Genomic DNA, 25,801 nt, shown 5'->3' on the forward strand with positions numbered 1-25,801 from the left:
CTCAACCTTTTTTGATCTCAAATACGACCTATTATTTCCTTGAACCAAACCGTATAGTTCCTTTCATTTTCAAGTAAATCTGCCTTAATCTCATCTATGGTTAACCACTTATAATTAGCCACTTCCTCGGGATTTGCCACAAAGGTTCCATTGAATTCGCCATAAAAAACATGGTCAATCTCATGTTCTATCAATCCATTGTCAAAAGCGGCGTGATATCTAAAAGTAAATTTATAATCCAATGGGCAGGTAAAACCCATCTCCTCATTTAATCTTCTACTGGCTGCATTTTCTGTTTCCTCTCCTTTATTGGGGTGACCGCAGCAGGCATTTGTCCATAAACCTGGAGAATGATATTTACCAAAAGCCCTTTGATGAATAAGCATTTTACCTTCCGAATTAAAAACAAGAATAGAAAAAGCTCTGTGAAGCTTACCTTCTCTATGCACTTTCATCTTCTCATCATACCCAATAATCTCGTCGTTATCGTTAACTAAGGTTATATTAATCATATTATTTTTCAACTGCTACTAAAAGCTCTTTGTACCATATACGATATTTAATCTCAAATTTCTTAAATTTCAACTTCAAAATAAACTCAACCCTATCACATGAAGCTTTACAAAACCAAAACCGGTTTTATTATAGAAAACGAAGGTCAATATTATTTATCAAATCATAAAGATTGGGACGCCTTTATAAATAGAGAAAATCTTTTTGATGTTTTAAATGAAGATATAAAATCCCTAAAACCATCTTCAGAACTAAAAATAACCGCTCAGAACGACAATTTAGCCCCTATCCAAAATCAAGAAATTTGGGCTTCCGGTGTTACCTACATGAGAAGTAAAAAAGCCAGAATGGATGAATCAAAAGATTCTGGAGGTGGCGACTTCTATGATAGAGTTTATGACGCAGACCGACCAGAATTGTTTTTTAAAGCCACTGCTGGTAGAGTAGTAGGCAATGGCGAAAACATTAGAATAAGAAGAGATTCCAAATGGAATGTTCCAGAACCAGAGCTAACGCTTTTTATTAACTCCGTTGGTCAAATTTCTGGATACACCGTTGGGAATGATGTTAGTAGCAGGGATATTGAAGGAGAAAACCCACTCTATTTGCCTCAAGCAAAATCTTATGACAAAAGTGCTGCCATTGGACCATGTATTTACGTCCCATCAAGCCCTATTGATCCTAGTACAGAAATCAAACTAGAGATTTTTAGAGACGGGAAAATTGTTTTTAGCCAAAGTATTGAAATAAATCAAATGAAAAGAACTCATTCTGATTTGGTAAAATACCTTTACACTGAATGCACTTTCATGAATGGGTGCTTCTTAATGACCGGTACTGGAATAATCCCAGAGGATGAATTTTCTCTTCGAGTGAACGATAAAGTGGAGATAAGCATTGAAAACATAGGTACATTATCCAACACCGTAGAAACTAAATAACATGAGTATTCAAGGACAGAACATTATTGGCTTCGGCACTTCTTCTGATGGGACAGTAGCCCTTCAGGCTGTTAATCCAGCTTCTGGAGAGAATTTAGGCCCTCTTTTTTATAATGCCACTTTTGAAGAACTAGACACCGCTGCAGATTTAGCTCAAGAAGCTTTTGCGGTTTATAGAAAGAAAAGTGGAAAAGAAAAAGCAGCATTCCTAAAAAAAATAGCAAACGAAATAGAGGCCTTAGGAGATGAATTAACAGATAGATATACTGCCGAAACGGCACTTCCCACTGGAAGAGCACAAGGAGAGCGAGGAAGAACCTGTGGACAACTACGTTTGTTTGCATCATTATTGGAAGAGGGCTCTTGGTTGAATGCCAAAATTGACCTAGCCATACCAGACAGACAACCATTACCTAGAGTAGATTTAAGATCTATGGAAAGGCCCTTAGGTCCAGTGGCCGTATTTGGTGCCAGCAATTTCCCTTTAGCATTTTCAGTAGCTGGTGGAGATACCGCTTCTGCATTAGCCGCTGGCTGTCCAGTAATTTTTAAAGCACATCCTGCTCATTTAGGTACGTCCGAGTTGGTCGGAAAAGCGATACAAAAAGCCGCACAAGCATCTGGAATGCCGAACGGTGTGTTCTCAATGCTTCATGGAGACCCTGAACTAAGCCAAAGCTTAGTAAAACATCCTAGCATTAAAGCGGTCGGTTTTACGGGTTCTTATAAGGTCGGTAAGCTGCTATTTGATATAGCAAACGCTAGAACAGAGCCTATTCCTGTTTATTCTGAAATGGGTAGTACTAATCCTGTTTTTATACTTCCAAATTTCTTGGAAGATAAAAAGGAAGCACTCGCCGAAAATTATGTAAATTCTGTCAATATGGGCGTGGGACAATTTTGCACCAATCCAGGAATATTACTTATTCAAAAAAATCAATCTTTCATAGACATCCTAGAGCAGAAAGCAAAGGAAGCTACCGGAGGAAATATGCTAACACCTGGTATTAAGGATGCATACATTGGTGGAGTAGAAAACGCTAAAAAATACACTAAAGTAATTGCCATAGGTAAAAAAAGTCAAGGTCTTACAGGAGTGGAGCCTACCATCTTACATGCCGATTATCAAACCTTTAAAGACAATCCGCAACTTGATGAGGAAATCTTTGGACCAACCAGTTTAGTGGTAGAAGGAAACTCAAAAGAAGAGTATCTTGAAATTGCCAGAAATTTAGGCGGACATTTAACCGCTACTGTTCATGGTTCTGAAGAAGAATTGATAGCATACGCTGAGTTACTAGAAATACTTGAACAAAAAGTTGGCAGGTTAATTATAAACGGATTCCCAACGGGTGTAGAAGTGTCTCATGCCATGGTACATGGTGGGCCATTTCCGAGCACTACAAATAGTAGAAGCACTTCAGTAGGCACAGGAGCAATTACCCGTTATACACGCCCCGTTTGCTTTCAAGACATGCCAGATGCCCTACTTCCAGATGAGCTCAAAAGTAGCAATCCACTAGGTATTTGGAGATTGGTAAACGGAGAAATGACGAAATAAAATATGAACCTTCATCTAAACGAAAAAGTAGTAATTGTTTCTGGCGGTGCCAAGGGAATTGGTGAAGCCATCTGCTCACAACTTGCCCTAGAAGGAGCGTTCCCTGTCATAATCGGAAGAAACGAAGAAGACAATCAAGCCTGCCTAGACAAAATTAACGCTGCAGGTGGTTTTGGATATACCGTTAAAGCCGAACTTTCAAAACCAGAAGAGTGCGAAAAAGCCATTAAAGACATCATAAATCGTTTTGGAAAAATTCATGGTCTTGTTAATAACGCTGGTTTAAACGACGGTATAAGTCTTGAAAGTGGAAACTATGAAGGCTTTATGCAATCCATTCATAATAATTTAGTGCATTACTACTTGTTAGCTCATCATGCACTTCCTGCTTTAAAAGAGTCGAAAGGTAGTATCGTGAACATAACTTCCAAAGTAGCAGAAACAGGACAAGGTGGCACATCTGGCTACGCGGCAGCAAACGGTGGCAGGAATGCACTTACGCGTGAATGGGCGGTAGAACTTCTAAAATATGGCATTAGAGTAAATGCTGTTGTTGTGGCTGAGAGTTATACGCCAATGTACGAAAGATGGATAAGTTCATTGCCAGATGGAGAAGAGCAATTAAAAGAAATCAATAATAGAATTCCGTTAGGAAATAGGATGACCACAGTAGAGGAAATTGCCAATATGGTTGTTTTTCTTTTATCTAAACGTTCTAGCCATACCACAGGTCAAATTATGCATGTTGATGGTGGTTACGTACACTTGGATAGATCATTAATTAAGAAATAAGGTATCCCCCTTAAAACAAAAGAAGTTTTCAATAACCCTATATGGCGTCATTGAAAACTTCGTTATTTTTTAAATAGCGGTATTACTATCTTTCTTATTTCCCTTCTAGCTTGTACCACTCAATATTTTCAAGGTTACTTCTTCTTGTTACTTTTCCTTCAGGTGCATAATATTTCTCCAAATAGTCTAAGACAGCCGGTTCCGACTCCCCTAAATCCCATAGATTTTGTGTCTTTTGCATCCATCTAATTCTATCCTGCCAACCTGCCCTTGTAAATCTATTCATGGTAATCAATTTAGCGGAATGACATGCCGTGCATTGCCCTTTAACAAGCATCATGTTCTTATCTAAATGCAAACCGCTTTCTGCATCTATTCCCTCATATGAAACCTCGACAGGTTCGTTATTTACATTAAGCTGACTGTTCCTGCATTTTATGAAAACAAGTGAAAAACCAAACAATAGAAATAATAATAACTTCTTCATAAAATCAACTTTCTATTTTTACCGCAATTCTATGACAAGCGTTGTTCAAATAACCCTTAGGGTTCCATCCAGGAATAACCATTGGCTGAGAGATACCATCCGAATCTGTAGCTTTAGCCCAGATTTCATAATATCCAACTTGTGGAAATTCGACGACCGAAGACCAATGTTGCCATGCCAATCGGTTCACGGGAGACGTTAGCGTAGCTGCATGCCAAGTAGCACCAAAGTCAATGGAGACCTCCATTTTATCCACCTTCAAGTCACCTGCCCAAGCATGTCCTCTCAACTTCAACTTACTTCCCATTTTTATGATAGCTCCAGTTTTGGGATAAGTCACCAGAGATTTTACGGGCATACTTTCAATAATCTTATAGTCTTCTTCTGGCACTTCTTGCCCCGGAGCAACAGGGTATTTTGGAACCTTATAACTTGTGCCAGTCATTTTAGGACCATCATGAACTATATTTCTAATACTTATTCTCTCCAACCACTTCCCTGAAGTGGAAGCAGGCCAACCACCAATAACCAACCTTAAAGGAAAACCATTCATAAAAGGAATTTCTTCGTCGTTAAAAGCCCATGCCACTAAAGCCTCGTCTTCCATCGCCTTGGCTATAGGTACCCCTCTAGAAATCGGCTTCTCATCAAGACTTCCACTTAAGTGGGTATCCTTTCCATAATAACCGATGTATACCGCATCATTTTTTACACCAACATCATTTAAGATATCTTTCAATCTCACACCCGTCCATTTGGAACAATATACCGCTCCTTCTGCCCATTGATTTCCCGAAGCTGGAGGATTAAAACCTACTCTTCCATTTCCGCCACATTCCAATGTGAGTTGATAAGAGTAATGCTTAAATTTCTCTTTTAGATCCTTAATGCTATACGTTTTCGAAGTAGCTGCAGATTCACCGTCAATTGTTAAAGTCCAATTTTCTATATCAACATCCTCTGGTGGTAAGCCATTATTTCTCACAAAAGCTTTATCCGCAGGAGTTACCTTATCATCCAGAAGATGCGGAGGCGTTTCCAAATTCCAAGGTTTATCATTAAGAACAACCAAATCAGGATGTTTTCCTGGCAGTATTTCCTCGGCCCCCTTAGCCCTAGATGTCAACTGAAAATTTTCTCTTTTAAGATTCTTTCCAAAAACTATTTCTGTACCCACCATGGTGGTTAAAGCGGTAAGAGCAGACTTTTTAAGAAAACCTCTCCTATTCCAAAACACTACCGACATATTCTATTTCTTTTTTCTTATTTCCCCAATAATAACATAAATCAACCATATCCAAGGGAAGCCGTGTAATACCAAATCAAAAAAATCTTTGGCTAGCATTCCTTCTCCTCCTCCAAAAAGCCATTTAAGTTTACCAAAAATGTGAGGTTCAGGAAAAAACGGAGCTAAACCCAGACTCAAAGAAACAATCAATGGAAAAACCCATTTAGGTAATTTCATAATTACAAACCACTTTTCTTCAAGTCCCCATAACCCGCCTGTGACAAATTAAAAACTTTATACCCTTTTTTAGACAAAACCTCGGAAGCCTTAGCACTCCTACCGCCAGCTGCACAGAAAACATAAACTGGTTTATCCTTATCTAATTTAACTAAGTTTTTTTCAAACTCCGAGTCATTATAATTGATCAGTATAGATGAGCCCAGTTGACCATCCGCCCATTCTTGAGGGGTTCTGACATCTAATAATTGTGCTTCTGAATTGCTCTTATAAGATGCCACAAATTCTTTTAAGGGTAAACTCTTAACTTGTGCCGACATATCTGTGCACGACATAAAAGCTACCAACACCAACAGGTAAAAAAAACGACTATAATTCTTCATATTCAACCTTTATTTTATTGTTCTTTTCCAACTTTTTACTTTCTATATCCTTTGTCTGACAAGCTCCGCAACCCACATTAAAAATGGATTGGTAAATAAAGAAAATTCCTACCACTGAAAAAATGTAATTACCATCAACTAGACTAACTCCAAATATATAACTTCCAAAAAGAAGCCTCAATATTCGGAACAAACTCCAAGGCATTTTTAACATCTCTAATAATACCATTTATTTAATTTTTTAATGTTACAATGCTATGAAGTTTTAAGCACTTTCTATTGAACATTTGTCACATGAAAATCAATGAGGTTCTCAATGGGATCTTTTAAAAACACTAATTCGTTGTCAAAATATTGACAAATCACCTCCCTAATTTGCTCTTGAAAATAATAACCCACCGAACCTACAAAACCAATTTTACGACCATCAACAATATCATAGGGTAAAAGATGATGTATCAAAAAATCCTCGAAAGCGTCTTTTAATAACGTTGAAACCCAAGCATGTTTTACATTACTACTTAAAAAAGGAGTAAAAGATGCAAAAAAAGCATTTGGTCTTTCTTCCCCGATACGTTTAAAAATCACTTCTCTTTCAAAAGAACCGAATTCATTTTCAAATAAGACAATGAGGTCCTGAGGCATTTCTTTTCTTAAATACGCCTTAACCACTCTTTTTCCCAAATCTGCACCACTGCCTTCATCACCCAACCAAAAACCCATTGAAGGCACTCCATTTATGATGCGTGCCCCATCATAAATTCCTGTGCAAGCACCTGTACCAAGTATGCACCCATATCCTTCATTATTCCCAAAAAGAGCCCTACAAGCCCCTAAAAAATCGGAATAAATATTAATCTCCACATCTCCTCCGAAACTTTTCCTTAAGGCATCCTCAATCATCTTTGATTTTTTTTCAGACGATACCCCAGAGCCATAGAAATGTATTTCCGTTATTTCCGCCTTGAATTCATCCTTTACCTTCTGATGAACACCTGCTAATCCCATCTCATTCATAAAATGAGGATTTATCCCTTCCGTTTTTAAAAAACTTCTTGAAATTTCGTTACACAAAACCCAATTAGTTTTGCTAGACCCACTATCTGCTATAAGCTTCATTTTCTACAACCTGATTCCAGTACAATTATCCGTATTTTTGTCGATTATATTTGGATCAAGTATTATAAATGAACGAATACAACGAACATAGGCTTTCAAACGGGATAAGATTAGCCCATAGACAGGTTTCTCATACCAAAATAGTCCATTGTGGAATCATGCTAGACATTGGAAGCAGAGATGAAAAACCACATCAAACTGGTTTAGCTCATTTTTGGGAACACATGGCTTTTAAGGGTACGAAAAAAAGAAACTCCTACCACATCATTAATCGATTGGAATCTGTAGGCGGCGAGTTAAACGCTTATACTACGAAAGAAAAAATCTGTTTTTATGCTTCAGTGCTAGACCTACACTTTGATAAGGCGATGGATATATTAAGCGACATTACGTTTCATTCTGTTTTCCCTGACAAACAGGTTGAAAAAGAACGTGGTGTTATATTGGAAGAAATGTCCATGTATCAAGATTCTCCCGAAGACGCTCTTCAAGATGATTTTGATAACATCATATTCTCAGATCATCCCTTAGGAGACAATATTTTAGGTACAAAAGAAACCGTACAAAGATTTAAACGAGAGGACCTTACAGCGTTTATCTCTGAAAATTTAAATACGGAAAGAATCGTCGTATCTATTGTAGGAAATATATCCCTTAAAAAAGCTATAAATCTCACGGAGAAATATCTTTCAGACATTCCTGCCTTTTTACCCAAGTTGGATAGGGCCCAACCAAAAGGATATATACCTCAAATAGTGACCACAGACAAAGCCATAAGTCAAGCCCATGTAGCTATAGGCTTACCCTCCTTTTCATTACATGACAAAAACAGGTTTTCTTATTTTACTTTAATTAACCTTCTTGGAGGACCCGGAATGAATTCTAGGTTAAATAATAGCTTAAGAGAGAAAAATGGCTTGGTTTATGGAATTGACGCCAGCTACACAGCATTTACAGATAGTGGATACACTGCCATTTACTATGCCACAGATTATAAAAATCTAAAAAGAGCAAACGCTCTTATTCTAAAAGAAATAGCCGCCCTAAAGAAAAAACCTTTAGGAGGCATTCAACTTAAGAGTTTAAAAGAACAACTCATGGGTCAATTGGCTATGGCAGATGAAAGTAACCAAAGTTTCATGTTAATGATGGCCAAAAGTATTTTGGATTTGGACAGAGTAAATACCCTAGAAGAGATATTCTCAACCATAAATGCCATTTCTTCTACAGACTTACAACAGCTGTCTGAAGAAACGCTTAATACGGATCAATTTAGCTATCTCACTTTTAAACCAATAGAATGATAAATATTAACCGACTATACTAAATTCTAAATCTACGATTAATCAAAAATATTTTATTCTGATCAAGGCTCTATTCTTAATGGTTTTTTTACTTGTAGCTTTAAGCCGCTTTATTCATTAAAAAATCTCCCGATAGCTATCGGGAACGTAGCTAAATTACTTCAATTAGTTCGTAAACACATTTAACTTAATCACCAGAACCCTTCGACAAAAAGCTCAGGGTAAACCGCTATGCTAATCTCGTTTAAATGTCTGTTTTATTCCACTTTAAAACTCATTACGATTCTCCAATGCATAAACGGGTTCAACTAATCAAACACTTCTCACACTTGATTCTAATTGGATAAGAAGCGTTTTTTCAGTCCATTAGAAAAACTTTTAAGCATTCCGTTAATGACTTCAAAAGAAATACATGATTCCATGTTTTCATTAATAATCGTTACAGCATTTATTCCCCATTTCTATAAGATAAATGCCTGAGCAGAATGCTTCAAGCAAGTTGTCAAACCCTGCCGAAATCAAATTTTTTAGAAATAGATTCAGGGGTCAAGAGCAAAATCTGGGGGATGAGTTCTTTAAGCATAAATTTGACATAGTCTAAAAAGGAAGAATTCAATACTCCTGACACCTCTAAACCTAGATCTAAAAGCTTTGATTTTCGCATTGAAAGATTCTGCTGAAGCATTGGTACTTCTGTTATCAAAATAATTAAGAATAGTTCTGTAATGATGCTCAAATGTTCGGGCAATTGAATTAAAGGATTTAAAGCCTGCTTGTCTTACTTCTTCATGCCATTTGGCTAGTCGAGCTAAACCATAAGTTTGGTCAGTGGTTTTGTCATAAATCTCGGCTAGTTTAATACCCAGTCCGAAGGCTTTTTCAATATCTGGATAGCGTTCAAATAATAGAGCAGCTCTTTCGGCTTGCGACTTAGACCAGTTTGCTGGTCGTTTATAAAGTACATATCTACCTCTAGCTAAAAGCTGCTTGAGTGTATCGCCATTATTTAGTATCTCAGGTTTATAAGGAGTTCCCTTTACTTTTGCAAGTTCGATGGCATCACTTTCTTGGTCTATAGCCTCCCAACGATGCTTGATTCGCATTTCTTGCACCGCATCCCAGGCTAATTTTTGTACGTGAAACCTATCGGTAACTCGTTTTGCACAAGGAAATGATTTCTTGATTGCCAACTCCATATTAGGAGCCATGTCAAGGGTTACTTCTTTGACTTTCTTACGTTTAGGCTCTGGTATTTTACGTAGGGCTTTTATAATATCAGCCGCCTTAGTGCCTGCTATGATGGCAACAATGCTCCCTTTTTTTCCTTTCGCTTCTTTATTGGTCAGAATAGTATAGAGTTCTCCATCCGAAAGGCTAGTTTCATCTATTGACAGATATTCTCCCATATTTTGCGGATAAACTAGCCATTCTTTGGCTCTTGGCTTCTGCTTCCAGTTCTTGAAGTCGCTTAAATGATTCTTATACTGCCGCTGTAGTTTCTTCCCATTCAATCCGAAGAACTTGCCAACCGTTTCGACATCAATGGCCTGTGTATCTATTGAATTCTTTTAAAAAAGCAGCAAACTCTGTTGTCATTCGAGTTCCCTGAGCTACTATTTCCCAATTCCTTGTTACGTTCTTTCCTGTTTCCAAATCCTTCCATTTACGACGTTTGACATGAAGGAACACTTTGTAATTACGAATCGGAAAGTCTTGGATGGTTATTTCATCATAGAAGCCTTTTGAATGAAGTTTTAGTTCTGATAATTCCTGTGGAATATCCAACTTCTCTTCTAAGTAAATTCGCAGAATTTCAGTCTTTTTATCCTTATCGACCTTTATCAGATTGAAATTATCGACTAACAATTCGGGCAACAATAGCTTTACTAGTTCTTCCAATTTTATAGATGTTAAATTTCTCCAAAATTCAGAATTTAACAGCTATCCCCCAACTTTTGTTCTTGGTCCAGATTCAGGCCTATGAGAAGTATTGAGGATTAAAATAATGTGCATTACCCCATAGTTCCCCTATCTATTCGAGCATTCCTTAAACGCAAAAAAGTCGCTAGATTGCTCTAACGACTTTTTAATAAAAATGCGGCGTCTACCTACTCTCCCAGGTTTGATCCAAGTACCATCGGCGGTTCGGGGCTTAACTTCTCTGTTCGAAATGGGAAGAGGTGGACACCCGTCCTATAAACACCATCAAATCTTCAAAGACTAGCCTTCAGCAATCTGCTTTGGGCAATTAGCCTTAATTTCTTTTGATGAATTTAGTTTATATCTAAATCAACAATTTGACATTAATGAATTTCATCTTTGATACCTTAAGCCTCAAAAACTAAATTCCATTGTGATGATGAAAGACTGAGTAGAATAAATTATTATAAAAAAGAGAGCTTATCGGTTCATTAGTACTACTCGGCTACATACATTGCTGCACTTACACCTATAGCCTATCTACGTCGTAATCTCCAACGTTCCTCTATGGAAGTCTCATCTTGAGGTGGGTTTCACACTTAGATGCTTTCAGTGTTTATCCCGTCCATACGTAGCTACTCTGCCGTGCCCTTGGCAAGACAACAGATACACCAGCGGTATGTCCAATTCGGTCCTCTCGTACTAAAATCAGAGCCTCTCAAACTTCCTACGCCCACCACAGATAGGGACCGAACTGTCTCACGACGTTCTGAACCCAGCTCGCGTGCCACTTTAATGGGCGAACAGCCCAACCCTTGGGACCTTCTCCAGCCCCAGGATGTGACGAGCCGACATCGAGGTGCCAAACCTCCCCGTCGATATGAGCTCTTGGGGGAGATCAGCCTGTTATCCCCGGAGTACCTTTTATCCTTTGAGCGATGGCCCTTCCATACAGAACCACCGGATCACTATATCCGTCTTTCGACCCAGATCGACTTGTTGGTCTCTCTGTCAAGCTCCCTTTTGCTATTGCACTCAACGCACGGTTACCAACCGTACTGAGGGAACCTTTGAAAGCCTCCGTTACTCTTTTGGAGGCGACCACCCCAGTCAAACTACCCACCAAGCAATGTCCTCCCGCTGGGAGTTAGGAAACAGATAAATAAAGGGTGGTATTTCAACAACGGCTAACCGACGCCTAGCGACGCCGGATCACAGCCTCCCACCTATCCTACACATTATTTACCCAGTCCCAATGCTAAGCTATAGTAAAGGTTCACGGGGTCTTTCCGTCCCGTGGCGGGTAGACGGCATCTTCACCGTCACTACAATTTCGCCGAGCTCACGGCTGAGACAGTGCCCAGATCGTTACACCATTCGTGCAGGTCGGAACTTACCCGACAAGGAATTTCGCTACCTTAGGACCGTTATAGTTACGGCCGCCGTTTACTGGGGCTTCAATTCAGACCTTCGCATTGCTGCTAAGCCCCCCTTTTAACCTTCCAGCACCGGGCAGGTGTCAGGCCATATACGTCGACATTAATCTTCGCATAGCCATGTGTTTTTGCTAAACAGTCGCCTGGGCCATTTCTCTGCGGCCTCCATTTTATTATGGAGGCTCCCCTTATCCCGAAGTTACAGGGTTAATTTGCCTAATTCCTTAGCCGTGAATCACTCGAGCACCTTAGGCTTCTCGCCTCGACTACCTGTGTCGGTTTGCGGTACGGTCTGTTATAAACTAGAGCTTAACGGCTTTTCTTGGAACCTTGTCCCCCTGTTCGGTTTGGCCTAAACCTCCCCTCAACGCACTATTCCGTCAGTACGTACAAAGCTTCAAAATCCGTCCCCGTGTCGCATTTATAACAGGTTCAGTAATATTAAACTGATTCCCATCGGCTTCTGCTCTCGCATTATCCTTAGGATCCGACTAACCCTCCGTTGATTAGCATAGCGGAGGAAACCTTAGTCTTTCGGTGTGCATGTTTCTCACATGCATTATCGCTACTTATTCCTACATTTGCTTTTCTGTACGCTCCAGCATCCATTACCAGACACATTCACTGCATACAGAATGCTCCCCTACCACTTGTAATAAATTACAAATTCTAAGCTTCGGTACTATACTTTATGCCCGTTTATTATCGATGCCCGCCCCGCTCGACCAGTGAGCTGTTACGCACTCTTTAAATGATTGCTGCTTCCAAGCAAACATCCTGGCTGTCTCTGCAGTCAGACTTCCTTAGTTCAACTTAGTATAGATTTAGAGACCTTAGCTGTAGATCTGGGTTCTTTCCCTCTTGGACTTGGACCTTAGCACCCAAGCCCTCACTGCCGGTTATATCTTGTCGCATTCGGAGTTCATCTGAATTTGGTAGGATGTGACTCCCCCGCATCCAATTGGTAGCTCTACCTCGACAAGACTCAACACCGACGCTGTTCCTAAAAACATTTCGGGGAGTACGAGCTATTTCCTAGTTTGATTAGCCTTTCACCCCTACCCACAGTTCATCCAAACACTTTTCAACGTATACTGGTTCGGTCCTCCATTCCGTGTTACCGGAACTTCAACCTGACCATGGGTAGATCACTAGGTTTCGCGTCTACAGCATGCGACTAAACGCACTGTTAATACTCGCTTTCGCTTCGGCTTCGGTACTTCATACCTTAACCTTGCCACATACCGTAACTCGTAGGATCATTATGCAAAAGGCACGCCGTCACTCTATAAAAGAGCTCCGACCGCTTGTAAGCGTACGGTTTCAGGTTCTATTTCACCCGGGTATTCCCCGTGCTTTTCATCTTTCCTTCACAGTACTAGTTCACTATCGGTGTCTCAGGAGTATTTAGCCTTAGCTGATGGTGCAGCTGAATTCAGAGGGGGTTTCACCGGCCCCCACCTACTCAGGATACTGCTCGTCCGATTTCATTTACTTTTACGCGGCTCTCACGCTCTACGGCTCACTTTCCCAAGTGATTCAAATTGAAAAATCTTCCTAAATGCAGTCCTATAACCCCGACATTGCCGTAACAATCTCGGTTTGGGCTTCTCCGCGTTCGCTCGCCACTACTTGCGGAATCACTCTTGTTTTCTTCTCCTATGGGTACTTAGATGTTTCAGTTCCCCACGTTCGCTTTCTATTAGATAGAATTCTCTAACTTCATTAGAGAGGGTTGCCCCATTCGGAAATCTACGGATCAATACAAATGTGCTGTTCCCCGTAGCTTATCGCAGCTTATCACGTCCTTCTTCGCCTCTGAGACCCTAGACATCCTCCATACGCTCTTACATAGTTCTCTTAAATAATTCTTTCTTCTCAGTCTTTCTCATCATGTCAATGAACTCTTATCTAACTACTTATCGATTACAACCCTTATTGGAAGTGATTGTAATACTTCGTTAAATCTGAAGTATAGCTACTTAACGCTATACCTTAATTTTTTATAGGCAATTATGCCTCGTGGAGAATATCGGAGTCGAACCGATGACCCCCTGCTTGCAAAGCAGGTGCTCTAGCCAGCTGAGCTAATCCCCCTCTTTTCGCTTAGATAATCATATCCTCGCTTACTAAAGTGGGCCTGCGTGGACTCGAACCACGGACCTTTACATTATCAGTGTAACGCTCTAACCACCTGAGCTACAGGCCCGTTGCTTTGAGTCGCTACCTAAAGGTCGCTCACTCAATTCTCTCTTTAATGTCAACCTATTGAATATATATATAGACGAAACCTCTTTCTATCTCGCGATAGTTACTCGTATTTCTACAAGTAGTCGCATTGTTATTGCTAACAATACTTTGTCGTTGAACTTTCTCTTGTTTATTTCTTCCGTTCTAATAAATTAAAACAGAATATCTCTAAAAAGGAGGTGTTCCAGCCACACCTTCCGGTACGGCTACCTTGTTACGACTTAGCCCTAGTTACTGATTCTACCCTAACGAAGTCTTTAACCTTCCGCTTCAGGTATACCCAACTTCCATGGCTTGACGGGCGGTGTGTACAAGGTCCGGGAACGTATTCACCGCATCATGGCTGATATGCGATTACTAGCGATTCCAGCTTCATAGGGTCGAGTTGCAGACCCCAATCCGAACTGTGATTGGCTTTTTGTGATTGGCTGACTATTGCTAGCTCGCTGCACTCTGTACCAACCATTGTAGCACGTGTGTCGCCCTAGGCGTAAGGGCCATGATGACCTGACGTCGTCCCCTCCTTCCTCTCTACTTGCGTAGGCAGTCTTAACTGAGTCCCCATCCGAAATGCTGGCAACAGTTAATAGGGGTTGCGTTCGTTGCGGGACTTAACCCAACACCTCACGGCACGAACTGACGACGGCCATGCAGCACCTTGTTTCGCGTCATTGCTGACTGATCTATCTCTAGAACATTCGCTCACATTCTAGCCTAGGTAAGGTTCCTCGCGTATCATCGAATTAAACCACATGCTCCACCGCTTGTGCGGACCCCCGTCAATTCCTTTGAGTTTCACCGTTGCCGGCGTACTCCCCAGGTGGATTACTTATCGGTTTCCCTTGGTCACTGAATGTATATCTCCAACAACTAGTAATCATCGTTTACGGCGTGGACTACCAGGGTATCTAATCCTGTTCGCTCCCCACGCTTTCGTGCATCAGCGTCAGTGTATCTACAGCAAGCTGCCTTCGCAATAGGTGTTCCTTCTGGTATCTATGCATTTCACCGCTACACCAGAAATTCCGCCTGCCTCCTGATAACTCAAGCTCTTCAGTTTTGATGGCATGTAAAACAGTTGAGCTGCTACCTTTAACCACCAACTTAAAAAGCCGCCTACGCACCCTTTAAACCCAATAAATCCGGATAACGCTCGCCACCTACGTATTACCGCGGCTGCTGGCACGTAGTTAGCCGTGGCTTATTCCTATGGTACCGTCAATGTGCCTCGCAAGGCCCTTTTCTTCCCATATAAAAGCAGTTTACAACCCAGAGGGCAGTCTTCCTGCACGCGGCATGGCTGGTTCAGACTCTCGTCCATTGACCAATATTCCCTACTGCTGCCTCCCGTAGGAGTCTGGTCCGTATCTCAGTACCAGTGTGGGGGTTACTCCTCTCAGAGCCCCTAAAGATCGTAGCCTAGGTGAGCCGTTACCTCGCCTACTAGCTAATCTTACGCATGCCCATCTCTATCCAATAAATCTTTCAAATTAAAATGATGCCATCTCAATTATTATGCGGTATTAATCCAAATTTCTCTGGGCTATTCCCCTGATAAAGGTAGGTTGCATACGCGTTACGCACCCGTTCGCCGGTCTCAGGAAATACAAGTACTTCCCTACCCCTCGACTTGCATGTATTAAGCCTGCCGCTAGCGTTCATCCTGAGCCAGGATCAAACTCTCCATAGTAAATTACTATTTTAAAAAGTTCCTTGACTCAAGGTCCGTCTATATATATATCAATAAGTTAATGAACTTTATCCTACTTAACGTCTCCGTTTTTGTAAGCTAGATGAGCTTCTTAACGCCCTTCCTTTTCTTTATTTTTTTCCGTTCCTTTCGTAACGGGGTGCAAAGATGAAGGATTAAATTTTAAACACCAAAATAAATTTGATATTTTTTTTACTTTTCTTTTTCCCTCCCTCAATCACCATCTTCGCTTAGAACTAAACCCGTAACGATTCTCCGTTTTGGGATTGCAAAGATACAACTATATTTTCCGGACTCGCAAGAAAAACTTTCAACTAAATATAAGCCTAAAAAAGAAAAACCTCTTTATCAACCTATTACAAAACAGGCCAATAAAATAGGTATAATTGTTCTTTATATAGTCATACCAGCATATCCTTTAACTACTACCAAATTACATACATATCAAATTTGGTAGTAGTTTTGTTACCATAAACATGCTCGCTATATATAATAAGTATAATGAATATTTTAATAACAGGTGGAACAGGATTGTTAGGTAAAGAGATTTGCAGACAGCTTTCTTTTCAAAAGGAATATACCATAAGATGTCTCGTTAGAAAAATAAGCAGTGAACTCCCAGATCGTATAGAACAAATAGAAGGGGACATACTAGATGTACCCTCCATTAATAGGGCTCTTGCAAATATTGACATTGTCATTCATTCAGCCGCCTTGGTGTCCTTTCATAAAAAAGACAAGGGGAAACTATTTCAAACCAATATTGAAGGAACTGCTAACATTGTTAATAGTTGTCTTGATTCTTCCGTAAGCAAATTAATACATGTCAGCTCAGTGGCCTCCTTAGGAAAACCAGAGAAAGTCATTGATGCTATTGAAGAGGTAAGTATTGATGAATCTCATAAATGGCAAGACTCCCCTCTCAACTCTATATATGCACAAAGTAAATACCTAGGAGAACTCGAGGTTTGGCGTGCTCAAGCAGAAGGCCTACATACCGTCATTATTAATCCCTCTGTTATACTTGGTGAAGGCGAATGGTCACAGAGTAGCACGCAACTTTTCAACTATGTGCGTAAGAAAAACAAATTCTATTCTAATGGCTTTATTAATTATGTAGATGTACAAGATGTCGCGTACGCCTTAATTGCATTAATGAAGAGCGAACTGTCTGGGCAACGATACATACTTAATGGAGGTAAGGTAAGCTACAAGACCTTTTTTGAAAAAATAGCTATTCAAATGAAAAAACCCGTCCCAAATATCAAATTAGAGAAAGGCATGATCGCTGTACTATGGAGAGCAGAGCGAATACGATCTTTTCTATTCGGTTCAAAACCACTTATCACTCAAGAAACCGCCCTTTCAGCAAGAAGCAATCTATATTATAGCAATTTAAAGATCAAGAAAGCACTAAATATGGAATTTCAACCCTTGGATGACTCCATAAGGCGTGTGACCGATTATTTATCTCAAAAGGAATAATACCTCCTATATATGAAGCTAAAACTATTATTGAAAATGAAAGATATTCCTTGGCAATTTCAGCCCATTTTCTCCGAATAATGCAAGAAATGGTATCCTTTTTTTGCATTTATATGGGAATTATGAAATTTTCTTAGTTATTTCGCAGCCTGAAAAACGCCGATAATCTATCAATATACGGAGTCCTCAGCGTACTTTTCAGGTTTTATCAAAGGCAAAAAACATATTTTAAATAAACATGGCATCAGTTAGACCAGACGAAGTTTCGGCCATTTTGCGTGAGCAACTTGCAGGGGCAAAAACCGAAGCAGAATTGGAAGAAGTAGGTACGGTATTACAAATCGGTGACGGTGTAGCTCGTATTTACGGTTTATCAAACGTTCAAGCAGGTGAATTACTTGCATTTGAAAACGGCTTAAAAGCTTTAGCTCTTAACCTAGAGGAAGACAATGTAGGAACAGTACTACTTGGTGATGCCGCTGGTATTAAAGAAGGTGCTACTGTTAAACGTACTGGTGAAATTGCCTCTATTAAAGTAGGAGAAGGCATCATTGGTCGTGTAGTTAATACACTAGCCGAGCCTATAGACGGCAATGGCCCTATTCAAGGCGAAACTTTTGAGATGCCATTAGAGCGTAAAGCTCCTGGTGTTATTTATAGAGAGCCTGTAACTGAGCCTCTTCAAACTGGCATTAAAGCTATTGACGCAATGATTCCGATTGGTCGTGGTCAAAGAGAGCTTGTTATTGGTGATAGACAAACGGGTAAAACTGCCGTTTGTATTGATACAATTATCAATCAAAAAGAATTTTACGATAAGGGTGAGCCTGTATTCTGTATATATGTAGCCTGTGGTCAAAAAGCATCTACTGTTAAAGCTGTAGAGCAAACTTTGAGAAGATACGGTGCTATGGATTACACTGTAATTGTAGCAGCAAGTGCTTCTGACCCTTCTGCAATGCAATATTTTGCTCCATTTACAGGTGCAGCCATAGGAGAATATTTTAGAGATACAGGAAGACCTGCATTGGTAGTATATGATGACCTTTCTAAGCAAGCAGTTGCTTATCGTGAGGTTTCTCTTTTACTTCGTCGTCCTCCAGGACGTGAAGCATATCCTGGTGATGTATTCTATCTTCACTCAAGATTATTGGAAAGAGCTGCAAAAATCAACTCTTCGGATGAGATAGCTCAACAAATGAATGACCTTCCTCCTTCATTGCAAGGAAAAGTAAAAGGCGGTGGTTCATTAACTGCTCTTCCTATTATTGAAACTCAAGCTGGTGACGTTTCTGCGTATATCCCAACCAACGTAATTTCTATTACCGATGGTCAGATATTCTTGGAGTCTAACTTATTTAACGCGGGAATTAGACCAGCCATTAACGTAGGTATCTCAGTATCTCGTGTAGGTGGTAATGCTCAGGTTAAATCAATGAAGAAAGTTTCTGGTACACTTAAGCTCGACCAAGCTCAGTTCCGTGAACTTGAAGCATTTGCTAAATTTGGATCTGACTTAGATGCTGCAACCAAATTGGTTATTGACAGAGGTAGAAGAAACCAAGAAATCCTTAAGCAAGGACAGTTTCAACCATCTCCAGTAGGTGAGCAGATTGCGATGATCTATGGTTCCATTAATGGAATGATGGATAAAGTTCCTGTAGAAAGAGTTAAGGAATTTGAAGGACAATTTCTTTCCTTAATGAGAGCTAGCAAGCCGGAGTATTTAGCAACACTTGCTGCCGGTAAATTAGAAAATGAAATTGCAGAGTGGATTATTACTGAGGGGAAAGGCTTAGCTCAGAAATTTGCTTAATTTAGTTTATCCCTCCTTTTGCTAAGGAGGGAACAATTTTGAATTATTAAAAAATGGCTTCATTAAAAGAAGTAAGAAATAGGATTACGTCGGTAAACTCTACTATGCAGATCACCAAAGCCATGAAAATGGTGGCGGCAGCAAAGCTTCGTAGAGCTCAGGATGCTATTATACAAATGCGTCCTTATGCTAATAAGCTTAATCAGCTCATAGCAACGGTATCTTCCAATACTGAAGCAGGTAACCAGAGCCCATATACCAAAGTAAGACAGGTAGAAAAGGTTTTGCTAATTCCTGTAACTTCAGACAGAGGACTTTGTGGTGCTTTTAATACCAATATTATCAAAGCCACAAATGCTCTGATAAAGGATAAGTATTCTGCTCAACATGCTGCAGGAAACGTTACCATTAAGGCTCTGGGAAAGAAAGCTCTAGATTCTTTTAAAAGGCTAGGTTTTAATGTAAACTCAAATCACTCCGATATCTTTACTAAACTTAGCTTTACAGAAGCAAGGGCAGCGGCAGAAGAGGCGATGGAAGGTTTTGAAGCTGGTGTTTATGATGAAGTTATATTGATCTTTAACGAATTTAAGAACGTAGCCACTCAGATTATCAGAACAGAACAAATGCTACCGTTGGTAAACGAAGTAGAACAAAGTGCTGCAAGTAATGTTGATTACATTTTTGAGCCTTCTGAAGAAGAAATCATTCTGGAGTTAATGCCAAAAGCCATCAAGATGCAACTTTATAAGGCTGTATTAGATTCAAATGCTTCTGAGCATGGTGCTAGAATGTCTTCTATGGATAAGGCCACTGAAAATGGTGGTGACCTTCTAAAAGACTTGAAAGTAGTTTATAACAGAACGAGACAAGCTGCCATTACGAAAGAAATTTTAGAGATCGTAGGTGGAGCAGAAGCTCTAAAGGATAGTTAAGCAAACTACTATATTAATATTTAAACTAAAACCGTGGCTTAGCCATGGTTTTTAGTTTTTAGACAAGGGTCACTAGAAGTACCTTTGTAAACTTTAAATTATTTATTAACCAAAAGGAAATCATGACAACAGACGCGTTGAAAGGTTTGAGAGCCAGGGTGACGGCTTTGAGGGGGTATCTTTGACTACGATAATAGGGTAGTTAAACTAGGAGATTTAGAAAATCAGCAAGCACAACCAGAATTCTGGAATGATTCTGAGCATGCTCAAGCTGTTATGAAAGAAATTCAAACGTTAAAGAACTGGACGGAATCCTACGAAAAAATGGAGACCAGCATCAGCGATTTAGAGACACTTTATGAATTTCATGAAATGGGCGAAATTGAAGAAGACGAGATTGATTCGGAAGCCCTAAAAACGGCAGACATCATTGAGGAATTAGAACTCAAGAAAATGCTTTCCAGTGAAGAAGATCAGTTTTCTGCCATTATAGAGATAAACTCTGGTGCTGGTGGAACCGAAAGCCAAGATTGGGCCAGTATGCTATACAGAATGTATCTCATGTGGGCTCAAAAGAACGGCTACAAGGTAACACAGATAGACTGGACTGATGGAGACGGGGCTGGTATTAAATCTGCTTCTATGCAGATTGATGGTCCACAGGCATATGGATATCTTAAATCTGAAAATGGCGTTCACCGATTAGTAAGGATTTCCCCTTTTGATAGTAACGCCAGAAGACATACTTCTTTTGCTTCTGTATACGCCTATCCATTGGTGGATGATACCATACAAGTGGAAATAAAACCTGCCGATATAGAAATTCAAACTTCCAGATCTGGCGGAGCAGGTGGACAAAATGTAAATAAGGTAGAAACCAAAGTGCAACTGACGCATAAACCTTCTGGTATTGTTATAGTTTGCCAAATTGAGCGAAGTCAATTGGCCAATAAAGAACATGCCATGAATATGCTTAGGTCAAGATTGTATCAGCTTGAATTGGAAAAGCGAAATGCCGCCCGAGCCGATATTGAAGCTTCTAAGAAAAACATAGAATGGGGTTCTCAAATCAGGAATTATGTATTTCACCCCTATAAGCTAGTTAAAGACGCTAGAACTGGTCACGAAACATCAGATATACAGAGTGTAATGGATGGTGGATTAGACGGCTTTATAAAGTCCTACTTAATGATGGACTAAAAGAAAACTCCCTTTAGCAAAACATTTCACTAAAGGGAGTTTAATGAATATTTACGCGACTACTTCCTTAAAGAATTTATTTAAAAAAGGATATTTAATAGCCTCAATTTTCCAATTGGATTTTAATTCCTGAAGGCTAAGAATACTATTATTAAAGACGATAGTATCTGAAGATATTACCCCGGCTTCTATGGTAGACTTCGCTTTAAAGACAGGGAAGGCTTTTATTTCCTTTCCATCTTCAAAAGCAATAGACCTATCGAAAAAATCTATACTTAGTTCTTCTCCCAATTGTTTTAGCCATCTGGTTGTTGTGTCTATAGAACAACCACTCGCCGCATTTTGCGTTTCGTCCAAAGCTATTACAACAAATCTTGCATGTAAAACCGCGACAGAAGCTAGCAAAGATGCACCGTGTGCTGCCCACTCCTCAATCGCATTTTTCACAAAATAGGCTGAAATATTTTCCTCTTTCGCACTTAATTTCCTGTCTGCCTGATAAATCCATATTCTGGATTGTGCAGGCATCTTATCAAAATCTTGATACATAAATTCTACAGTTTAGCTTAGTGACAGATAAACGCAACAATTTGCATTTTCATTCTTTAAGGAAGCTATATTTTAGTAATTAGTTGGAGTATGTGGATAAGATCAAGTTTATCCATCCCAATCTCAAATTAATTATATGGGAAACCACCGATTTCACATCACCATTACGACATCTGCGTCAATAGCAGTTCTGCCAAATCAAAAACTTTAACCTCATGCTCCCTTTCTTTATTCTTTACGCCGTCAGACATCATGGTCATACAAAAAGGACAACCAACCGCAATGGTTTTTGCACCCGTTTCCAGAGCTTCTTCAATTCGCTCTATATTGACATCCTTCTTTCCGGCTTCTGGTTCTTTAAACATTTGACCTCCACCAGCTCCACAGCATAAACCCTTTGAGCGGCAACGTTTCATTTCTACCAACTCAGCATCTAATGCCTTAATCAATTCTCTTGGAGCCACATAAACATCATTTGCTCTACCTAGATAACAACTGTCATGAAAAGTTATTTTTTCCCCTTTAAAGGCTCCCCCCTTCACTACCAATCTACCATCGTCTAATAGTTGCTGCAGAAATTGTGTATGATGAATAACATCATAGTTTCCACCCAACTCTGGGTATTCATTTTTAAGTGTATTAAAACAGTGGGGACAAGCGGTAACAATCTTCTTAATACCATAGCCGTTTAGAACTTCAATATTCTGCATGGCAAGCATCTGAAAACTAAATTCATTCCCTGCCCTTCTAGCCGGATCGCCTGTACAAGCCTCCTCCGTTCCTAAAACGGCAAAATCAACGCCAATCTTATTCAAAATTTTTGCAAAAGCCACGGTCACCTTCTTATATCTATCATCAAAAGAACCAGCACAGCCGACCCAAAACAATATCTCAGGTTCTTTACCAGCCGCTGATAGTTCCGCCATAGTCGGCACATTAAAAGTCAGTTCTTCTGTCATTATTTTAATAGATTAGCTTGTACTCAAAATTAGTATGCTTGCATAACAAATGCAAGTCTTATTTTAGAATCGCACGAAGCACCTCACGTTTTCTTGGTGGCCCTTGGTGCTTTTCTACCATAAAGCCCGCGGCTCGAAGGTTTCGTTGAACATAACTTTTAGAACAATAGGTAACCAAAACACCATCCTTGACCATCATATCTGCTACCCCATGAAATATTTCTTGAGTCCAAAGTTCTGGTTGTGAAGATGGAGCAAAAGCATCATAATAAACTAAATTAAACTTTGAGTTTGTTACAAAATTCTCCAATTCAATCTTATGCTTTATAAAATTAAAAAATACATTGACCTTTGAGGGTATCTCCCAAGCCATCCTATGAAGATTTTGTACGTCAAAATTCAAGTCTTTGAGCAGTTCTTCTTTAACAGGATAAGCCTCCAAGGCCGTATAACTGACAATTCTCTCAAACTCTTCTGCTTTCTCAGCAGTTAATAAAGCATTGAAACCTGTTCCAAATCCCATCTCAAGGATGTTGATCTCCTCGAACTTCTCTAGAGCATACTCTAAACCCAATTCAATAAACACTTTTTCAGACTCTAGCCTCGCCCCAAAAAGCGAATGATAATATTGATTGAAACATTCACTGTATATTGTGGTAGTTCCGTCTGCCGTTAGCTTAATCATTTATTGGTATTTAATGTGCAAAATTACAAACCTTATGCAACAAGCAAGGATTTCTGCGAACCCTTAGCTAAATTGAATCGTTTACAATCCAATCAAAAGCTATTACGTGGAACCAGGCTGTCAAAAATTACCTTTGGAGAAAATAGGAGCATTTTCGCAACTATTTCTAGACTATATCAATAAAAAAGAAGCTTTAAAACCTTTTTACAATCAATATCCCGAGATTGACAATTTCAAGGAATTAATTGCAAACAAAAGTTTTGATAGCCAAAAAAGACAGAATTTAGTTTCTGAGCTCCATAAACAATACACTAATATTCAAAGCAAGCCGAATATTGATGTCCTATTAGAACCAAACACCTATACCGTCACCACAGGCCATCAGCTCAACATATTTACAGGACCATTATACATTATATTTAAGATAGTTACGGTCATTAACTTGGCTAAAAAACTGAAAGAGGCATACCCTGATTGCAATTTTGTTCCCCTTTATTGGATGGCTACAGAAGACCATGATTTAGAAGAAATTCAGGTTTGCAGAGCCTTTGGAGAAAAAAGAAAATGGACAACCTCACAAACGGGTGCGGTGGGTAGAATGACCACCGATGGTCTTCCTGAACTTGCCGGTCAATTAGGAAAAGGTGCAGCATTCTTCAAAGAAGCTTATCAAAACAGTCCAAATTTAGGCGATGCGGTACGTCAATACATGCATCATCTATTCGGGGAATATGATTTAATCACTTTGGACGCAGACTCACGCGTGTTAAAATCTGAGTTTGCTTCTGTCATGAAGGATGACATTCTTTATCACTCTGCCTTTGAACTAGTGAATGAGAGAACTGCTGACATTGAAGCACTTGGTTATAAAACTCAAATAAGCCCAAGAGAAATTAATTTCTTTTATTTAGAAGATGGTTTAAGAGAAAGAATAGTCAAAACAGATGCTGGTTATGAGGTATTGAATACTGAAATCAATTTTACGGAAGAACAGATGCTATTTCTAATAGCGAATGAGCCTGAAAAATTGAGCCCTAATGTAGTGCTCCGCCCGTTATATGAAGAATGGATTCTGCCGAACCTTGCTTATATCGGAGGTCCTTCTGAAGTTCCATATTGGTTACAATTAATGCCTGTCTTTGAATTTTACAAAGAAGCATTCCCTGCTTTAATTCCAAGAAACTTTGGACTACTACTGGATCAAAAAAGTAATGATACCCTAGTAAAACTTAATTTTGCCTTAGAAGATATCTTCAAAGCTACCGATACGCTTAAAGCTCAGTACGTAAAAAGTGTCTCCGAAAAGGAACTAGACCTGAAAAATGAGTTAGAAAGTCTGCAAAACCTATATTCGGAAATACTACAAAAGGCAAACAAAATTGATATTACCCTTGCCAGGACCACTGAAGCTTTTGAGACCAAGAGTGTCGACTTACTAGAAAGACTTGAGAAAAAGTTACTTAGAGCCGAGAAAAGAAATTATAGCGAAGCACTTTCTAAAATTGAGAAATTAAGAGAGCATCTCTGCCCAGCGGGTGGCTTACAGGAAAGGAAGGACAACATGCTGAACTTCTACGAAGAAGGAAACGACCTCATAGGAAAATTAATAGCGAGTTTTGACCCGCTGGATTATCAGTTTAATGTGATTGCTATCTGACCTCACCCCCCACGCCATCTCCGGAAGAGAGGGAGCTATTTTTTAGTTTTTCGTCCCGCCAGTCCCAAATTATTATCTCCCATGGCTCGCCCGCATCCGGTTCGTCGAAGGTTTTGACTATCTCAAAGCCTGTTTTTAAGTGAGCATTTAAAGATCGAGCGTTCCGGCTAGAAACATCTGTCATGGCTAAATCGTAGACACCACGGTAGGCATCTCTATAATAATTATAAAGCCTACGCATTAAACCCTGCCCTGCATAGTCTTTATCAACACAAACTTGACCAACGGAAACGTAATTGGCGTCACCTAATCGATATCCTTTATGCATAATTTCATGAAAAATCGGAAAAATGCCAGCTCCCTCTTTCATTAAATGATTGGTAGACCTATCCATCAATAAAACATAACCGACAACCTTATGTCCATCTTTAGCTATGATGTGATGGTGACCTGCTGGCATGATTTTTAAGAAGTCGAAATCATACTCCAAGGTCACAAAACCCTGTGTTTGCATTTCCTCATGGCTCAGATTTTTACGTAAGTTGGCCGATTGAAGTGCCAGTATTCCATTTAATTCTTCGTCAGATTTAGCTTTTGTTATGATTACCTGATGCATTCTTTTGTTCACCCTGA

22 protein-coding genes, 2 tRNA genes and 3 rRNA genes are annotated in these 25,801 nt (G+C 39.6%); 9 read left to right on the forward strand and 18 right to left on the reverse strand.

The genetic code is table 11. From position 1 onward, the window contains the following. Positions 1-17: 17 nt before the first annotated feature. Positions 18-512: an isopentenyl-diphosphate Delta-isomerase gene (idi, locus tag ACSBFT_RS16610; RefSeq protein ID WP_489601557.1), complete on the reverse strand. Its 495-nt coding sequence runs from the start codon at positions 510-512 to the stop codon at positions 18-20. Positions 513-611: 99 nt separating this feature from the next. Here idi and ACSBFT_RS16615 point away from each other — a divergent pair, with 99 nt between their 5' ends. Genes ACSBFT_RS16615 through ACSBFT_RS16625 form a run of 3 tightly spaced genes read left to right on the forward strand, consistent with a single transcriptional unit; the run spans position 612 to position 3,807 of the window. Then, positions 612-1,454 carry a fumarylacetoacetate hydrolase family protein gene (locus ACSBFT_RS16615; RefSeq protein WP_489601558.1) on the forward strand — a complete coding sequence of 281 codons (843 nt, stop codon included), beginning with the start codon at positions 612-614 and terminating at the stop codon, positions 1,452-1,454. A gap of 1 nt (position 1,455) precedes the next feature. After that, positions 1,456-3,015: an aldehyde dehydrogenase (NADP(+)) gene (locus ACSBFT_RS16620; protein ID WP_489601560.1), complete on the forward strand. Its 1,560-nt coding sequence runs from the start codon at positions 1,456-1,458 to the stop codon at positions 3,013-3,015. Positions 3,016-3,018: 3 nt separating this feature from the next. Beyond that, positions 3,019-3,807, forward strand: a complete 789-nt coding sequence (locus ACSBFT_RS16625) for an L-fucose dehydrogenase (RefSeq protein WP_463047825.1) — start codon at positions 3,019-3,021, stop codon at positions 3,805-3,807. Between the two features lie 94 nt (positions 3,808-3,901). Here ACSBFT_RS16625 and ACSBFT_RS16630 read toward each other — a convergent pair whose 3' ends face one another. Genes ACSBFT_RS16630 through ACSBFT_RS16655 form a run of 6 tightly spaced genes read right to left on the reverse strand, consistent with a single transcriptional unit; the run spans position 3,902 to position 7,261 of the window. Beyond that, the gene (locus tag ACSBFT_RS16630; RefSeq protein WP_489601562.1) at positions 3,902-4,294 is read right to left on the reverse strand and encodes a hypothetical protein; all 393 of its coding nucleotides are present in this window, start codon (positions 4,292-4,294) and stop codon (positions 3,902-3,904) included. A gap of 4 nt (positions 4,295-4,298) precedes the next feature. After that, complete coding sequence (locus ACSBFT_RS16635; RefSeq protein WP_489601563.1) at positions 4,299-5,540, reverse strand: sulfite oxidase; 1,242 nt, start codon at positions 5,538-5,540, stop codon at positions 4,299-4,301. A gap of 3 nt (positions 5,541-5,543) precedes the next feature. Next, positions 5,544-5,759, reverse strand: a complete 216-nt coding sequence (locus ACSBFT_RS16640) for a hypothetical protein (protein ID WP_463047822.1) — start codon at positions 5,757-5,759, stop codon at positions 5,544-5,546. 2 nt (positions 5,760-5,761) lie between these two features. Further along, positions 5,762-6,142: a rhodanese-like domain-containing protein gene (locus ACSBFT_RS16645; RefSeq protein ID WP_463047821.1), complete on the reverse strand. Its 381-nt coding sequence runs from the start codon at positions 6,140-6,142 to the stop codon at positions 5,762-5,764. Beyond that, positions 6,129-6,371 (reverse strand): hypothetical protein, encoded by a 243-nt coding sequence (locus ACSBFT_RS16650; protein ID WP_463047820.1) that lies wholly within the window; start codon positions 6,369-6,371, stop codon positions 6,129-6,131. Before ACSBFT_RS16650 ends, ACSBFT_RS16645 begins: the two co-directional genes overlap by 14 nt. A gap of 47 nt (positions 6,372-6,418) precedes the next feature. Then, on the reverse strand, positions 6,419-7,261 hold the full coding sequence (locus ACSBFT_RS16655; RefSeq protein WP_489601565.1) for a hypothetical protein: 843 nt from the start codon (positions 7,259-7,261) through the stop codon (positions 6,419-6,421). Positions 7,262-7,329: 68 nt separating this feature from the next. Between ACSBFT_RS16655 and ACSBFT_RS16660 the strand changes: the two genes are divergently transcribed. Further along, the gene (locus ACSBFT_RS16660; protein WP_489601567.1) at positions 7,330-8,565 is read left to right on the forward strand and encodes a M16 family metallopeptidase; all 1,236 of its coding nucleotides are present in this window, start codon (positions 7,330-7,332) and stop codon (positions 8,563-8,565) included. 575 nt (positions 8,566-9,140) lie between these two features. Here ACSBFT_RS16660 and ACSBFT_RS16665 read toward each other — a convergent pair. The 7 genes from ACSBFT_RS16665 to ACSBFT_RS16695 all read right to left on the reverse strand — a co-directional run bounded on the left by ACSBFT_RS16665 (position 9,141) and on the right by ACSBFT_RS16695 (position 15,861). After that, positions 9,141-10,076, reverse strand: a complete 936-nt coding sequence (locus ACSBFT_RS16665; protein ID WP_489601568.1) for an ISAon1 family transposase — start codon at positions 10,074-10,076, stop codon at positions 9,141-9,143. A gap of 28 nt (positions 10,077-10,104) precedes the next feature. After that, the gene (locus ACSBFT_RS16670; protein ID WP_489601145.1) at positions 10,105-10,464 is read right to left on the reverse strand and encodes an ISAon1 family transposase N-terminal region protein; all 360 of its coding nucleotides are present in this window, start codon (positions 10,462-10,464) and stop codon (positions 10,105-10,107) included. Positions 10,465-10,660: 196 nt separating this feature from the next. After that, a 5S ribosomal RNA gene (gene rrf / locus ACSBFT_RS16675) occupies positions 10,661-10,772 on the reverse strand. A gap of 184 nt (positions 10,773-10,956) precedes the next feature. Then, positions 10,957-13,782, reverse strand: a 23S ribosomal RNA gene (locus ACSBFT_RS16680). A 162-nt stretch (positions 13,783-13,944) separates the two neighbouring features. After that, a tRNA-Ala gene (locus ACSBFT_RS16685) sits at positions 13,945-14,018 on the reverse strand. A gap of 38 nt (positions 14,019-14,056) precedes the next feature. Beyond that, positions 14,057-14,130: transfer RNA gene (locus ACSBFT_RS16690), tRNA-Ile, on the reverse strand. A 213-nt stretch (positions 14,131-14,343) separates the two neighbouring features. Beyond that, positions 14,344-15,861 (reverse strand): 16S ribosomal RNA (locus tag ACSBFT_RS16695). Together the 16S, 23S and 5S rRNA genes with 2 tRNA genes alongside form the textbook arrangement of a ribosomal RNA operon. Positions 15,862-16,383: 522 nt before the next feature. Between ACSBFT_RS16695 and ACSBFT_RS16700 the strand changes: the two genes are divergently transcribed. The 4 genes from ACSBFT_RS16700 to prfB all read left to right on the forward strand — a co-directional run bounded on the left by ACSBFT_RS16700 (position 16,384) and on the right by prfB (position 21,318). Then, positions 16,384-17,367, forward strand: coding sequence for an NAD-dependent epimerase/dehydratase family protein (locus tag ACSBFT_RS16700; protein ID WP_489601570.1), 984 nt, complete (start codon positions 16,384-16,386; stop codon positions 17,365-17,367). A 238-nt stretch (positions 17,368-17,605) separates the two neighbouring features. Further along, positions 17,606-19,183, forward strand: coding sequence for a F0F1 ATP synthase subunit alpha (atpA, locus tag ACSBFT_RS16705; RefSeq protein WP_489601571.1), 1,578 nt, complete (start codon positions 17,606-17,608; stop codon positions 19,181-19,183). A 53-nt stretch (positions 19,184-19,236) separates the two neighbouring features. After that, entirely contained in the window at positions 19,237-20,118 is an 882-nt protein-coding gene (gene atpG, locus ACSBFT_RS16710) for an ATP synthase F1 subunit gamma (protein ID WP_463045615.1), read from the forward strand. A gap of 122 nt (positions 20,119-20,240) precedes the next feature. Then, a protein-coding gene (gene prfB / locus ACSBFT_RS16715) for a peptide chain release factor 2 (protein WP_463045616.1) occupies positions 20,241-21,318 on the forward strand; the annotation gives its coding sequence in 2 pieces (ribosomal slippage) (positions 20,241-20,291 and positions 20,293-21,318; 1,077 coding nt in all). Positions 21,319-21,369: 51 nt separating this feature from the next. Here the strand turns inward: prfB and ACSBFT_RS16720 are convergent. The 3 genes from ACSBFT_RS16720 to mnmC2 form a co-directional block, all read right to left on the reverse strand. Continuing rightward, positions 21,370-21,867, reverse strand: a complete 498-nt coding sequence (locus ACSBFT_RS16720) for a hypothetical protein (RefSeq protein WP_489601573.1) — start codon at positions 21,865-21,867, stop codon at positions 21,370-21,372. 164 nt (positions 21,868-22,031) lie between these two features. Further along, entirely contained in the window at positions 22,032-22,826 is a 795-nt protein-coding gene (locus ACSBFT_RS16725; protein WP_489601575.1) for a (Fe-S)-binding protein, read from the reverse strand. A gap of 58 nt (positions 22,827-22,884) precedes the next feature. Continuing rightward, positions 22,885-23,511, reverse strand: a complete 627-nt coding sequence (gene mnmC2, locus ACSBFT_RS16730; protein ID WP_489601576.1) for a tRNA (5-methylaminomethyl-2-thiouridine)(34)-methyltransferase MnmC2 — start codon at positions 23,509-23,511, stop codon at positions 22,885-22,887. Between the two features lie 133 nt (positions 23,512-23,644). On the opposite strand from mnmC2, the gene bshC reads away from it, so the two are divergent. Further along, complete coding sequence (gene bshC, locus ACSBFT_RS16735; RefSeq protein ID WP_489601578.1) at positions 23,645-25,168, forward strand: bacillithiol biosynthesis cysteine-adding enzyme BshC; 1,524 nt, start codon at positions 23,645-23,647, stop codon at positions 25,166-25,168. Here bshC and ACSBFT_RS16740 read toward each other — a convergent pair. Next, positions 25,161-25,784 (reverse strand): GNAT family N-acetyltransferase, encoded by a 624-nt coding sequence (locus ACSBFT_RS16740; protein ID WP_489601579.1) that lies wholly within the window; start codon positions 25,782-25,784, stop codon positions 25,161-25,163. The two genes, bshC and ACSBFT_RS16740, sit on opposite strands and share 8 nt — an antisense overlap. Between the last annotated feature and the right edge of the window lie 17 nt (positions 25,785-25,801).

Source organism: Arcticibacterium sp. SM2516 (assembly GCF_057914865.1).

Excerpts from the sequence above, each read along its gene's own strand:
- ACSBFT_RS16640 (WP_463047822.1), bottom strand. The coding sequence starts at position 5,759 with ATGAAATTACCTAAATGGGTTTTTCCATTGATTGTTTCTTTGAGTCTG.
- ACSBFT_RS16635 (WP_489601563.1), bottom strand. The coding sequence starts at position 5,540 with ATGTCGGTAGTGTTTTGGAATAGGAGAGGTTTTCTTAAAAAGTCTGCT.
- idi (WP_489601557.1), bottom strand. The coding sequence starts at position 512 with ATGATTAATATAACCTTAGTTAACGATAACGACGAGATTATTGGGTAT.
- ACSBFT_RS16660 (WP_489601567.1), top strand. The coding sequence starts at position 7,330 with ATGAACGAATACAACGAACATAGGCTTTCAAACGGGATAAGATTAGCC.
- ACSBFT_RS16630 (WP_489601562.1), bottom strand. The coding sequence starts at position 4,294 with ATGAAGAAGTTATTATTATTTCTATTGTTTGGTTTTTCACTTGTTTTC.
- atpG (WP_463045615.1), top strand. The coding sequence starts at position 19,237 with ATGGCTTCATTAAAAGAAGTAAGAAATAGGATTACGTCGGTAAACTCT.
- ACSBFT_RS16625 (WP_463047825.1), top strand. The coding sequence starts at position 3,019 with ATGAACCTTCATCTAAACGAAAAAGTAGTAATTGTTTCTGGCGGTGCC.
- ACSBFT_RS16645 (WP_463047821.1), bottom strand. The coding sequence starts at position 6,142 with ATGAAGAATTATAGTCGTTTTTTTTACCTGTTGGTGTTGGTAGCTTTT.
- ACSBFT_RS16620 (WP_489601560.1), top strand. The coding sequence starts at position 1,456 with ATGAGTATTCAAGGACAGAACATTATTGGCTTCGGCACTTCTTCTGAT.
- ACSBFT_RS16655 (WP_489601565.1), bottom strand. The coding sequence starts at position 7,261 with ATGAAGCTTATAGCAGATAGTGGGTCTAGCAAAACTAATTGGGTTTTG.
- ACSBFT_RS16720 (WP_489601573.1), bottom strand. The coding sequence starts at position 21,867 with ATGTATCAAGATTTTGATAAGATGCCTGCACAATCCAGAATATGGATT.
- ACSBFT_RS16740 (WP_489601579.1), bottom strand. The coding sequence starts at position 25,784 with ATGCATCAGGTAATCATAACAAAAGCTAAATCTGACGAAGAATTAAAT.
- ACSBFT_RS16700 (WP_489601570.1), top strand. The coding sequence starts at position 16,384 with ATGAATATTTTAATAACAGGTGGAACAGGATTGTTAGGTAAAGAGATT.
- atpA (WP_489601571.1), top strand. The coding sequence starts at position 17,606 with ATGGCATCAGTTAGACCAGACGAAGTTTCGGCCATTTTGCGTGAGCAA.
- ACSBFT_RS16725 (WP_489601575.1), bottom strand. The coding sequence starts at position 22,826 with ATGACAGAAGAACTGACTTTTAATGTGCCGACTATGGCGGAACTATCA.
- ACSBFT_RS16615 (WP_489601558.1), top strand. The coding sequence starts at position 612 with ATGAAGCTTTACAAAACCAAAACCGGTTTTATTATAGAAAACGAAGGT.
- ACSBFT_RS16650 (WP_463047820.1), bottom strand. The coding sequence starts at position 6,371 with ATGGTATTATTAGAGATGTTAAAAATGCCTTGGAGTTTGTTCCGAATA.
- mnmC2 (WP_489601576.1), bottom strand. The coding sequence starts at position 23,511 with ATGATTAAGCTAACGGCAGACGGAACTACCACAATATACAGTGAATGT.